11 protein-coding genes are annotated in these 12,770 nt (G+C 63.3%); 3 read left to right on the top strand and 8 right to left on the bottom strand.

Features of this window, described 5'->3' with window-relative positions; all coding sequences use genetic code 11:
- The first annotated feature begins 9 nt into the window (after nt 1–9).
- Nucleotides 10–891 carry an alpha/beta fold hydrolase gene (locus BG61_RS20675; protein WP_035925091.1) on the top strand — a complete coding sequence of 294 codons (882 nt, stop codon included), beginning with the start codon at nt 10–12 and terminating at the stop codon, nt 889–891.
- Nucleotides 888–2,141: a M20 family metallo-hydrolase gene (locus BG61_RS20670; RefSeq protein WP_035925094.1), complete on the top strand. Its 1,254-nt coding sequence runs from the start codon at nt 888–890 to the stop codon at nt 2,139–2,141. The genes BG61_RS20675 and BG61_RS20670 overlap by 4 nt, the downstream gene beginning before the upstream one ends.
- A gap of 115 nt (nt 2,142–2,256) precedes the next feature.
- Here BG61_RS20670 and BG61_RS20665 read toward each other — a convergent pair whose 3' ends face one another.
- Nucleotides 2,257–3,294: a DUF3616 domain-containing protein gene (locus BG61_RS20665; RefSeq protein WP_161783689.1), complete on the bottom strand. Its 1,038-nt coding sequence runs from the start codon at nt 3,292–3,294 to the stop codon at nt 2,257–2,259.
- A 552-nt stretch (nt 3,295–3,846) separates the two neighbouring features.
- Here BG61_RS20665 and BG61_RS20660 point away from each other — a divergent pair.
- On the top strand, nt 3,847–4,482 hold the full coding sequence (locus BG61_RS20660) for a carbonic anhydrase (protein WP_035925098.1): 636 nt from the start codon (nt 3,847–3,849) through the stop codon (nt 4,480–4,482).
- 240 nt (nt 4,483–4,722) lie between these two features.
- On the opposite strand, the gene BG61_RS20655 is transcribed toward BG61_RS20660, so the two are convergent.
- From BG61_RS20655 to BG61_RS20625, 7 genes are all read right to left on the bottom strand, one after another.
- Nucleotides 4,723–5,661 (bottom strand): LysR substrate-binding domain-containing protein, encoded by a 939-nt coding sequence (locus tag BG61_RS20655; RefSeq protein ID WP_232255956.1) that lies wholly within the window; start codon nt 5,659–5,661, stop codon nt 4,723–4,725.
- Nucleotides 5,658–6,905 (bottom strand): metal-dependent hydrolase family protein, encoded by a 1,248-nt coding sequence (locus tag BG61_RS20650; RefSeq protein WP_035925100.1) that lies wholly within the window; start codon nt 6,903–6,905, stop codon nt 5,658–5,660. Before BG61_RS20650 ends, BG61_RS20655 begins: the two co-directional genes overlap by 4 nt.
- A gap of 81 nt (nt 6,906–6,986) precedes the next feature.
- Complete coding sequence (locus BG61_RS20645) at nt 6,987–8,177, bottom strand: M24 family metallopeptidase (protein WP_035925103.1); 1,191 nt, start codon at nt 8,175–8,177, stop codon at nt 6,987–6,989.
- Nucleotides 8,178–8,235: 58 nt separating this feature from the next.
- Complete coding sequence (locus BG61_RS20640; RefSeq protein ID WP_081868140.1) at nt 8,236–9,135, bottom strand: ABC transporter permease; 900 nt, start codon at nt 9,133–9,135, stop codon at nt 8,236–8,238.
- 9 nt (nt 9,136–9,144) lie between these two features.
- Complete coding sequence (locus BG61_RS20635) at nt 9,145–10,206, bottom strand: extracellular solute-binding protein (RefSeq protein WP_035925105.1); 1,062 nt, start codon at nt 10,204–10,206, stop codon at nt 9,145–9,147.
- 22 nt (nt 10,207–10,228) lie between these two features.
- Entirely contained in the window at nt 10,229–11,290 is a 1,062-nt protein-coding gene (locus BG61_RS20630) for an ABC transporter ATP-binding protein (RefSeq protein WP_035925109.1), read from the bottom strand.
- A gap of 2 nt (nt 11,291–11,292) precedes the next feature.
- The gene (locus BG61_RS20625; RefSeq protein ID WP_232255962.1) at nt 11,293–12,093 is read right to left on the bottom strand and encodes an ABC transporter permease; all 801 of its coding nucleotides are present in this window, start codon (nt 12,091–12,093) and stop codon (nt 11,293–11,295) included.
- Between the last annotated feature and the right edge of the window lie 677 nt (nt 12,094–12,770).

The raw sequence follows: 12,770 nt of genomic DNA, 5'->3' as shown, positions 1-12,770 counted from the left end.
GGCTCGAGCATGCCGTACGTGAATGCAACAGACGACGTAAAGCTGTATTACGAGGAGGTGGGTGAAGGTACGCCGATCGTGTTCGTTCACGAATTCGGCGGTGACCTGCGAAGCTGGGAACCGCAGATGCGCTACTTCAGCCGGCGTTATCGATGCGTCGCGTTCGCGGCGCGCGGCTATGCGCCGTCGGATGTGCCCGAGGACATCGACCACTATTCGCAGGCGATCGCCGCGCGCGATATCCGCGATGTGCTCGATGGCCTGAAGATCGACCGCGCGCATATCGTCGGTTTGTCGATGGGCGGCTTTGCGACGCTGCATTTCGGGCTCGACAATCCGGAGCGCGCGCGTTCGCTCGTCGTCGCGGGCGCGGGCTATGGCGCGGAGAAGGAATTCGAGGACTATTTCCGCTCCGTGTCGCTGGAAGTCGCGAATCAGTTCGAAGCGCAAGGCTCGCAGCGGTTCGCGCAGACGTATGCGCTGGCGGCGTCGCGCATCGCGTTTCAGGTAAAAGACCCGCGCGGCTGGAACGAATTCGCGACGATGCTGGGCGAACACTCCGCGCGCGGCTCCGCGATGACGATGCGCGGCGTGCAGGCACGCCGTCCGTCGATCTACGACCTCGATACGCGTCTGAAAGCGATGACGGTTCCGACGCTTGTCGTCGTGGGCGACGAAGACGACCATTGCTTGCAGCCCGGCATCTACCTGAAGCGCACGGTGCCGGCGAGCGGCCTCGTTGTGATGCCGAAGACGGGTCATACGCTCAATCTCGAGGAACCGGCGCTCTTCAATCAGCATGTGGGCGAATTCCTTGCGATGGTGGAACAGGGCCGCTGGCTGCCGCGCGATCCGCGCGCCGTGCCCGCACAGATCATGAAGACCACATGAGCGCCGATACGAAAACCCGGGCAAGCGCGTTCGTCGACGAAAAGCGTCTTGCCGAGCGTCTCGCGGCGATGGCGCGAATCGGCGCGACGGAGAAGGGCGGCGTGAATCGTCAGGCACTCTCGAAGGAGGACGCGGCGGCGCAGCAGTTGCTCATCCGCTGGGGCGAAACGCTAGGCCTCAAGCCGTCCATCGATGCGATCGGCAATCTGTTTTTGCGGCTCGAAGGCGCGGACCCGAACGCGGCGCCGGTGCTGTCGGGCTCGCATCTCGACACGCAGCCGACCGGCGGCAAGTTCGATGGCGTGTACGGCGTGCTGGCGGCGCTGGAGGCGGTGCAAGCGATCGTCGCATCGGGCGTGCGGCCGCGCGCGTCGATCGACGTCGTCGCATGGATGAACGAGGAGGGCTCGCGCTTCGCGCCCGGCATGATGGGCTCGGCGGTGTTTGCGGGCGAGCGCAGACTCGACACGGTGCTTGCCGTCACCGATGAAAGCGGCGTGAGCGTCGCCGATGCGCTCATGCAAGTGCGTTCATGCCTGCGCGACGTGGCCGCGCGTGCGCTGGACGAACGCGCCGCCGCCTACGTCGAGGCGCACATCGAGCAAGGGCCGCATCTGGAGAGGGAAGGGCTCACGATCGGCGTCGTCACAGGCATTCAGGGAAAGCGCACGTTCAAGGTGCGCGTGGACGGCGAGGCTGCGCACGCGGGAACGTCAACGCGCGCCGAGCGCAAGGACGCGCTGCTCGCCGCCATCGCGATGGTGCAGGCGCTCGCGGAGGCCTTGCATGATGCGCAAGACATCGTCAAGTTCACGGTGGGGCGCTTCGACGTGAAGCCGAGCGCGCCCTCGGTGGTGCCGAGCGCGGTCGATTTCTCCATCGACCTGCGGCATCCGGATTCGCAGGCTCTGCGCGCATTGGGCGACAAGGTGCAGCCGATCTGCGAAGCGCACGCGGGCGTATGCGCGGTTCGCGTGACGGAGCTGTCCTCGGCGATGTCGCTGGAGTTTCCGGCCTTGATGCGTAGCGTGATCCGCGATGCGGCCGCGCGCCTGAATCTCGCCCATCGCGAGATACTGTCAACGGCGGGTCACGATGCGCGCTATCTGCACGCGGTGTGTCCGTCGGGCATGATCTTCGTGCCGTCGCATCGGGGTCTCACGCACTGCGAGGCCGAATTCACTACATCTGCTGATCTGGCCAATGGTGCGAAGGTGCTGGCCGATGTATTGGAGGAGCTGGCGTCCTGACTTCGGCATCGCCGCGAAGGGCTTCGTGGAGGTCGTTCCAACGCGCATAAGAGCTGGGCGGCGGTGGCAGGGCGTTCGCGCGCACATGCACTCACTTCAGCGCCTTGGACAACTATCAGAAATCGAGTCGCATGCCCCTGAAGGTCTTGTCCTCGGACGGCTTATCCTTCTTCTTGCCCTTTTTGCAACTGGCCTGCAAATCGCCGTCGTCGCTCAAGAGATACAACTGTTTGGCGCCGGCGATTTCGAACAATCCTTCGGCGTGGAAGTCCGGCGGAGCGATGTCCTTCCAATGCTCGGGCGCCACGCCGGGAGTGCCGCTCCACTTATAGATGGCGAACCGCGATGAAGGGGCGCCAAGCGTGCCGTTGTCATATGGACCCGCGACGATGAAATATTCCGCACCGATTCGCTCCATGCTTCGGATGCCTCGATGGCCGAGATCCAGACGGATGAGATCATCGAACACGGGCGACGCGCCTTGTTCGACCACCGCAGCCGGATTCTTCAGCTTGAGCACGAGCGCTTCGCCGTTGCCTTTGGAAAGCGGGTTTCTGAAGCCGATGAGCAGGCCGCCATCCTGCGTATCGGCGAGCCCTTCGATGTTCAATCCACCGGACGCTTCGGGAGCGATTTTCGATGCGGAGGTAAGCTCTTCAAAGCGCTGGTTCGGGGCGAGCGCCTCCAGCAGTCCGCTGTAGGGCTTCGCATCGAGCGGTCTCACGGTTGGATTGGCGCCGGAAGCAACGATGCGTGTCGCGAACAAGCGATGACGCGTCGGCCTGACCTCTCCGTCGCCGTTGCGCCCATGCGATGCGATCCAATAGATTCTGTCGCCGATCCTGGCGGCCCCTTCAAGGTCCGCTTCCTTTGTCTTGCCGTCGTCGCTGCGCAGGTAATCACCGAGATCCACCTTGTCGACGTACGCGGGTTTTTCGTATTGGTAGATGACCAGCGTATTAATATCGTCATCGGCCACGATGAAGAAACCGGAGCCGAGATCGATTCCCGCCGATGCGTTGCAGATGCCCCGATATGTCGTCACCGCTCCGGCCATGGCGGACGGTGTGAACACGGCAGTTGCGCACGCCGCGCACCCCGCCAATAGCAGCGATGACAAAAGCCGCCGCAAATTGCCCTTCAAGGTGAGCACTTTTCCTTGTTTTAGCATGGCGTTGAAGGCGAGTTTTCGGTAACGTTCATTTTTCGTCTTTTATCTATCCGCCGGAGCAGGGCATGAGCTATTGGCTCATACGGGAGCGAAACGCCGGTGAACTCAGCCATTCAGATTGAATTTGCCGCGTTCCGTTCAGTTGCGACAGAGCGAAATTCGAAACCACGGCAGGAGGTCGGAGTCGTCCGATCAACCGCCTCCGGTCAGAGAGAACAGCCGTTAGTTTTTCCTAATACTATTATTAAGCGTTTGCGATAAACCTGGCTCAATTTTGCAGGCAAGCGTTTCAATGGAAAGGCCGCGGAATGAACCCAACTTCCCTAGTTTGTACGCCCTCTGCCTCAATGGAAGGCCTGGATCGGAACGCTGTTCCCTTTCAGATGTCCTAGGACGAATGTCGGAATGCCGTGACGTAACCCGCGCACGCGGCAAAGCTTCTCGCGCAGGCGCATTTCATAGTCGTGAGTGTCTTTCACAGCGATGCGCACGCGTTTGCCAGACCATGTTCCGCAACATATCAACGGTCCAAGTATGAAAGAGATAATCGAAGGCCTGGTCAAATTCCAGCGCGATGTTTTCCCGCAGCAGATTGAATTATTCAAGCGTCTCGCAACGGCTCAAAACCCGAGCGTCCTGTTCGTGACGTGCTCCGACAGCCGCGTGGTGCCAGAACTGTTGACACAGTCGGACCCGGGCGCGCTGTTTGTTATACGGAACGCAGGAAACATTGTCCCGTCCTACGGGCCCGAGCCCGGCGGCGTTTCCGCGACGGTCGAGTACGCCGTGTCTGTACTGGGCGTGCGGGACATCGTCGTTTGTGGACACTCGAACTGCGGAGCGATGTCGGCGATTGCAGCTTGCACAGACCTTCATCGCCTGCCTGCCGTGGCGTCGTGGTTGCGTCACGCGGATGCTGCCAAAGCGATCAATGAATCGCGCGAACATGACTCCCCGGTCGCGAGGCTCGATTCCATGGTGCGCGAGAACGTGTTGGCGCAGCTTGCAAACTTGCGCACGCATCCGAGCGTTGCGGTAGGGCTCGCGAATAATGCGCTTAATTTGCATGGCTGGGTGTTCAACATCGAGAACGGGACCATGCTGGCATATGACGGCACGAGCAAAAAATTCGTGGCGTTAATCGACCACCCGAACGTGAACGCGACTTGATGCGAGACACGTTGCATGGCCAGCTCCGTAATCCCACAAGGAACCGGCAAGCATACCGAGGTCGGAACACGACATTTCAATAAAGCTACTACAAGTCAAAACTACGCTAATTATCGTTATGTTAAATAATTACGATGTCTTCTCGATGCGTTGCGGATGCGCCCGCGGGCATCTGCTGGTTGCCAAAGCGATTTCATACACGGCATCTCTCCTACGGGCAGCCGTTCATGCCGCGCTCCCCTACAGCCGCGCCTCGACTTCACCGACGATATGCACGAGCGTCTCGTCGAGCACCGCGATTAAATCTTCCACATGTGTCGACGCGGCGGGACTGCGTGGCTTGATGCGCAGCGTGTGAAAGGTCATCGCGGGCTCGAAGCGGCGGAACACGAGACCGGTGTCGAGAAAATCGTAAGCGGCCACCGGGTGAACCAGCCCGACGCCGACATTCTCCCTGACCAGCGCGCAGACGTTGACCGAATAGCGCACGATGGCGGCGACCTGCGGCCCCAGGTTGCCCGGATCGAAAATCCAGTCCATGCCCCAGCGCACCATGTCGGACGGCTCATACGAAATGACCGGCCAGGCACGCAGGTCGTCGAGCGTGATGACGGGACGGCTCGCGAGCGGATGGCCCGCCGGCACCGCGCAAACCGCATCGAGCTTCGAGAACGAGACGGCATCGGTTTCGGCGAAATCGATGGTGTCGGTCACCACGCCGAGCGCGAGCGTGCGCGCGACGACCTGGTCGCGGATCAGTTGCGACGAGCCCGTCGTCAGGCCGATCCTGACCGTCGGATGCACCTCGCGGAAGCGCGCCATGGCCCGCGCAAAGAAGCCGAGGCCGAACGACAGCACGCTGCCCACGCGGATCGTCGCCGTCTCGGGGCTGCGCAGCGAAAGCGCGAACTCGCGGATGTTGTCGAGCCCCGCGTAGCGCCGCTCGACTTCGGCGAACAGCGAATAGGCCTCGGCGGTCGGCTCGAGCCGGCCGCGTTCGCGGTTGAAGAGCGTCAGCTGGGTCGAGCGCTCGAGATCCGAGATCAGCCGGCTGATTGCCGACTGGGACAGGTTGATCAGTTGCGCCGCCTTGGTCGACGTGCGCGCGAGCATCACGGCCCGGAACGCGTCGATATGGCGGAAGTCCATCTTCGGCTCGGCCCCGGCGCGTTCGCTCATGCGCGCGCCAGTTCGTCGAAGTGAATCCTGCCGCCCTTCATCACCAACGGAATGCGCTCACCCTGGCCGAGCAGGCAGTCGACCGATTCGAGCGGATTGCCGTCCACGACCAGCACGTCGGCGAGCGCGCCGGGCACGAGCCGCCCGAGCCGGTTCTCCATGCCGAGCACCTCTGCGCCCACCACCGTGGCACTGGCAATGACCTCGGCCGGCGACAGCACCTGCGCGCGAATACGGAACTCGTTGCTCTGCAGGCGTTGCGACTCGCCCAGCAGATCGGAACCGAAACCCATCTTGACGCCGGCGCGCTTGAAGATTTCGAGTGAGCGCAGACCTGCCTCATGCACGTCGGCGATCTTGGCGACGCTGTCGGGCGGCAGACCCAACTGTGCGCCCTCGCTCGAGAGCGCCTCATAGGTGACGAGCGTCGGCACCACATAGGCACCGTGCTCGGCCATCACGCGGGCCGTTTCGCTGTCGGCGAGGTTGCCGTGCTCGATCGTGCGCACGCCCCAGCGCACCACGCGCTGGATCGCCTCGGACGTATACGCATGCGCAAGCACATAGGTGTGACGGCTACGCGCCTCGGCGACGATGGCGCGCACTTCGTCCTCGGAATAGCCGAACGCGCCCACCGGGTCGGTCGGCGAGGCGACGCCGCCGGAAGCCATGATCTTGATCTGGTCGGCGCCCATCTGCAGTTCCTCGCGCGCGGCGCGACGCACTGCATCGACGCCGTCCGCGACGCGCGCGAGCGCGCCCACGCGCACGCAGCATCCGCACGGCGCGTCGGTCTGCAGGTAATCGGTGCGCTCGCGCATGTCGCCGTGACCGCCGGTCTGGCTCAACGCGCGGCCGGACACGAACAGACGCGGACCTTCGGCGAGGCCCTCCTCGATCGCGCGCTTGTGCGCGTGACCCGCGCCGCCCGCATCGCGTACCGTCGTGAAGCCGCGGCGCAGCATGCCGCGCATGATCGGGACCGAGCGCAAGGTCACCAGCACGTTGGGCAGATGAATCTGCCGGGCCAGATTGAGTTCGGTGGCCACCACATGCACATGCAGATCGATGAGGCCGGGCATGATCGTCTTGCCCTTGAGGTCGATCGTGCGTGCGCTGCTTTTGATCGGCCGGTCCGAGACTTCACGCACCAGACCGCCCTCGACCAGCACGTCGTGACCTTCGAGCAACTCCGCGCGCAGCGGATCGAGCAGCGCACCGTTTCTGAACAGCACGGCTTCCATGGGAAATCTCCTTCGGTTATTCGACAGGCGCGGCGACGGCGTCCCGCCCGTGCGACGCACGCGGCCGCCGCATTGAAAAGTTCAGCCGACCGTCGCGTACTCGAGCGTCTTGGGCGTGCGCGTCATCACCTCGGGTGGCGCGCCGACCACCACCGAATCGTCGAGCCGGAAGCCGCCGAGTCCATAAACGTAGATGCCAGGCTCGGCCGAATACACTTCATTGGCGAGGAGCGGCCGGTGATTGAACGCCATGTCCTCCGGATACTCGTGGCCGATGATGCCCATGCCGTGCCCGGTACGATGCCGGATGAAGTCCGCGCAGCCGGCCTTTTCGATCACGCTCTGCGCCGCCGCATCGATGCCGGATACCGGCTCGCCGGGAACCGCGGCGGCCAGCGCCGCTTCGTTGGCCGCGCGCGCGACCTCGTAGTATTTCGCCTGGTCGGCACTGGGCTTGCCGCAGAACCACGTGCGCTCGTTTTCGACCACCAGGCCGTTCAGGCGCGGGATCACGATATTGACGAGCACATCGCCTTCGCTGATACGCGCCCCGCACGACGCGCCATCGCCGTGCGGCGAGGCGGATGCCGGACCAGACAGTGTCCAGCAGCGCAACACTTCGAGGTTCTCGCCGGGAAAGCGGCGCGCGCCCTCTTCGACCATTTGCGTAGCCATCTGGTAGTCGAGTTCCTGTACCAGCCGGCCGGCGCGAATGTTTTCTCGATAGCGGTCCTGCACCCAGTCGGACAGGCTGGCGGCGGCGCGCATGATCTCCAGTTCCTCGTCGGTCTTGACCCAGCGCAGCACGCGCAACTCGGCGGTGAGCGGGACGAACTTCGTCTCGGGCAACAGCGCGGCGGCGCGCGTGAAGGGCCCGCCTGCCGCATCGATGCCGATGCGCGCACGGCCAAGCCCCGCTTGGCGCAAGCGCTCGGCGATCAGTTCGGGCAATTGCGAGACCAGGTACTGGCGCCCCGTCGTCTTCGGGTGCTCGGCATAGAACGCGATATCGTCGAGCCAGACCGAGGCGCGCTCCTGCGATAGCCGCATATGATGAGTCGACAGCTCGTTCATCACCGCAAACGGCTCGCCCGAGGCGGGCACGCACACCATGATCGGCCGCTCCCAGGTCAGCACGTCGACATGGAAATTGGTCGCCCATTGGAAGAAGTCGGCACTCGTCAGAACCAGCGCGTCGACTTGCGCCTCTTTCATCAGGTTGCGCATCGCCTGCAGCCGGTAGTCACGCGTCTTGCGGGTCAATATGGGCATTGCTCGATATCCTGGACAAAATTGGACGCCACCGATCCGGCGCCGGGTGGATTCGCCCTCACGCGAGCATCGTCTTCGCGTAGCGGCGGTGGATGATCCAGTTCGATGCGATGGCGCAAACCAGCGTCACCACCATCAATATGAGCGCGAGCGCGGCACCGAACGGCCAGTTGGCCGCCTTGCCGATCTGGTCATAGATCGCCGGCGTCATCATCGTGAGCCCGGTGCCTCCGAGCAGAACCGGCGTCGCGTACGCATTCATGCACAGGATGAACACGAGCATCGACCCGGCGGCGACGCCCGGCAGCGACATCGGCAACACCACGGCCGTAAAGGTCTGCGCGAAGCTCGCGCCGAGATTGCGCGCGGCTTCCTCGACCGACAGGTCGATGCCTTCGAGCACGCTCTGCAGCGTCAGGATCATGTACGGCAGCACCACGCCCGTGGTGCCGAGGACGACGGCAAGCGGCGTGTAGAGCAGCCGGACCGGCTGCGCGACGATGCCGAAGTGCACCAGCAGTGCATTGACGAAGCCTGCGTTGCCGAGCATCACCATCCAGCCGGCCGCGCGCACGACATTGCCGACCATCAACGGAAACACCAGCAGGATGATCAGCAGACTCTTGAAGCGGCTGCGGCTTTTCGCAAGCGAGTACGCAACCGGAAAGCCGAACACCAGCGACAGCGCCGTGCACAGCGCGGCAATCTTGAGCGTGGTGCCGAGTACATTAAGGTAATAGGGCTCGGTGAAGAACTTGATGTAGTTCTCGGGCGTCCACGCCGCCTGCATCAGCGCCTGCACGTCGAAGTGATTCAGGCTGTAGCGGAACAGCTGCAGCGCCGGAACCACGATTACGAGCACGACCACCACGGACGCAGGCAGCGCGAGCGACACACCGAGCGCGCGCGGCTCGCGCCGCGCCGTGCGCCCGGCATCGCCGACAAAGGTGCCGTTCATCGCGGGTTCCTAGAGGCCAACCTTGAAGTCCTGATTCCAGTAGTCGAGCAGTCCCGGCTTCTGCTCGGCGGTCTTCGCGTAGTCGATGTGCAGCAGCTTCGCGAGCTGCGCGTCGGAGAAGCCGACCATCTTTTGCAGATCGGCGGGCAATGACGCGTTCTTGACCGTCGGCGCGTAGCCCATCGTCTGCGCGAAGCCGAGCTGCGCGCGCGGGTCGAGCATCGCGTTCAGGTAGTTGAAGCCGCATGGCTGCGACCGGCTGGTCTTCGGCACGGCCGCTTCGAACACTGCCGGCACGGCGCCTTCCTGAGGAAACGCGAAATCGATCGGCACACCCGCCTTCTTCCACTGGATCGCACGCGCTTTCCACATGCAGGTCATCCACACGTCACCGGTCTTCAGCGCGGCCGCGACCGCCTCGTTGGACGGATAAACCTTGGGCTGATTCTTCTTGAGCTCGCGCAGGAACTTGATACCGGACGTGAGCGTGCCGCTCTTGTCGCCGGCGGCGAGCGCGCCTGTCATCGCGTTGAAGTTGTACAGAATGTCGGACAGTCCGACGCGCCCCTTGTAGCGCGGATCGAGCGCCGCGTTGAACGAATCGGGTGCGCTGCTGAACTTCGCGGGGTTGTAGACGATCACCATCGCGCTGTAGATGTGGGGGATCGAATACGGCTTGCGGAACAGCTCGAACGTGCTGGCGACGTTGGGCACCTCGGCGGCGTCGACCGGCAGCAGCAGGTCCGCGCGGTTCATGTCGTACATGTCGATATCGGCGAGACAGGTGACGTCCATCGAGCCGCGCCGCGAGCCCTTCTCCGCGCGCATCTTCGTCATCCGCGAGACCTGGTCGGCAGTGGCGTAGACCACGTCACCGCCCTCGGCCTTGATGATCGGGCCGCCGATGTTCGAGCTGAGCAGGTTCTGGTAGTCGCCGCCCCAGGTTCCGACCACCACGCTCGGACAGGCCGCCGCCGCGCGCGCCTCCCCCACGACGAGCCCGAGTGACGGAGCCATCAGCAGGCCGGAAGCGGTTTTGAGGAAATTGCGGCGGGCAGTTCGGTCGGTCATCGCTACACTCCGTGCGGTTGATTTAGTTGAAGAGAACACAGTCATCGATGCGAAAGCTCGCGAAGGCCTTGCTGCCGGCGACCAGGCGGCCCACGTCGCCGCGAAAATTGTTCTGTACGTGGGCGACGATCGGGTCGCCCCGCTCGGTGAGCGCGCGCACTTCCACTGTCGCGCCCATATAGACGAGCGACGAGACCGTGACGGCGAGGCTGTTCGTATCGGGCAACGGTGCGGCGTCGAGCGAAAGCCGTTCGGGCCGCAAGCCGACGACGCGTGTGCCGGGGTTCGCGGCTTGCAGCGCGCCGATGCCGATGGGCGTGCCGCGCTGCGTAACGAAGCGTCCATCGCCGTCGAATGCGCCCTCGAAGAAATTCATCTTGCCGAGGAAATCGGCGACGAAATGATTGGCCGGCCGCTCGTAGAGCTCATCGGCGCTGCCGATCTGCTGCACGCGGCCGTCGTGCATGACGGCCAGCCGGTCGGCGATGGTCAGCGCCTCTTCCTGATCGTGCGTGACAAAAATGGTGGTCAGTCCCAACTGCTGCTGCAGCGCGCGAATCTCCTCGCGCACCTCGACACGCAGCTTTGCGTCGAGGTTCGATAGCGGCTCGTCGAGCAGGAACACCTCGGGCCGGATGGCAAGCGCGCGCGCGATGGCCACACGCTGTTGCTGGCCGCCCGAGAGCTGCCGTGGATAACGGTCGCGCAGCGACGTGAGACGCACCATGTCGAGCGCCTGCTTGATGCGCGCGTCGCGTTCCGCGGCGGGCAGCTTGCGCATCTTGAGGCCGAACTCGACGTTCTGGGTAACCGTCATGTGCGGAAACAGCGCATAGCGCTGAAACACCATGCCGGTGTTGCGCCGGTTTGGCGGCGTATGCGTGACGTCCTTGCCGCCGATCAGGATCGCACCGCCGCTCGGCTCGACGAAGCCGGCAATCATCCGCAGCGTCGTGGTCTTGCCGCAGCCGCTTGGACCGAGGAAGGCGACCATCTCGCCGTCGGCGATGTCGAGGGAAAAATCGGCGACCGCCGTGGTCTGCCCGAATTGCTTGCGAAGATTGTGAATCGCGACGCGGGCCATTTCTATATCACCTGACTGAGCTTCACGAACCGGTCGGTGACCAGCATCACGATTCCGAGCAGAACGATCTGCACAGCGGAGACCGCGGCGATGGTCGGATCGAGATTGAATTCGAGGTATTGCATGATCGCGATCGGCAGCGTCGTGTGGCCTGGGCCGACGAGCGGCAGCGTGAGTTCGAGGTTCTCGAACGAAATGATGAAACTGAATAGCGCAGAGGCAACGATCGCCGGCCGAAGCATTGGCAGCGTGACCCGCCAGAAGGTCTGGAAGCCGGTGGCGCCGAGGTTGCGGGCCGCTTCCTCGATGGTCGTATCGAGTCCGGTCATCGCGGCCGACACGAGACGCATCGTCCACGGAATGGTCAGGCATACATGCGCGAGCAACAGGCCTGAGAACGTGCCGACGATGTCCATGTTGAGCACGTTCTCGGCGCGCAGATAGAACAGATAGACCGCGACGCCTGCGACGATGCCGGGCACGACGAGCGGCGAGAGCAGCAACATGTTGACGAGCGAGCCGCCCATGAAGCGGTACCGCGCAATGCCGAGTGCGGCGGCTACGCCGAGGCTCACGCCGATCACCGCTGCGCATAGCGCGATCTTCACGCTGAAGATGAAACCATCGGCGAATGCCGCGTTGCGCCACGCGTTCACGTACCACGCTGCGGTATACCCGGACGGCGGAAACGTGATGACGACGTCCTTGAAGAAGGACAGCCAGACGACGAAAGCCAGCGGACTCAGGATGAACAGATAGACGACTACGACCAGTGCGCGCGCGGCCAGGGTCGACGCGCTAATGCGTCGGCGCGGCGCTGGGGTGCGCGTGGCGGTTGCTTTGTCGTCGAAAACTGTACTTGCCACCGGAACCCTTCCTCAAAGGCAACGGGCGCGCGGCTCGTTTATGCCTTTTTGCTTTTGACCAAGGAGACTCTGAACGTCCAGTCTGCTGCTTGCCGGCCACCCTCATGCTATGCCTTTCTGCATGGGATACGTGCCGGCTATTTAAATTAGCATGGAAAAAAATGACTGGGCAAGTTTTCAGATTGAGGTGGCTGCAGGGTCGTCCTGCTCCACCGATACGCTTGAGGCCCGTCCGGCAAGGCAGGGGCGGCTTGCTGTCGATCGTCACAGGCCGCGCGGCTCGCCGATAGATGCAGCCGGCCGGGATGGCCGATATTTTCCTCAGCTTGAGGGGAGTTTCTGTCCAATGAGGGCTTCGTCGATCGACTCAAGCCGACGCTCTTCTATATCGGAGACAAAGATGAAGTTCTCCGGACGCGCCCTCTTCCGCCGGACCGGCAGAAGAACGACCTGTCCTCCTGAGGTCGCCATCTCCGACGGCATCAACGAGAATTTCGAATCCTCGATAGATCTCTCTGTGCTGCCTGGCCAAGCTGGCTGCTCGAGGTCCGTTTCGAATCCTGGCGTGACAGGGGCTTTCCGAAGCCACCTTGGGAGACACTGATTCACCGTTG

The sequence above is a fragment of the Caballeronia glathei genome (assembly GCF_000698595.1).
Taxonomy (GTDB): Bacteria; Pseudomonadota; Gammaproteobacteria; order Burkholderiales; family Burkholderiaceae; genus Caballeronia; species Caballeronia glathei.
Note: the sequence above shows the minus strand (reverse complement) of the source record. Positions and strands in the feature narration are given on the sequence as shown.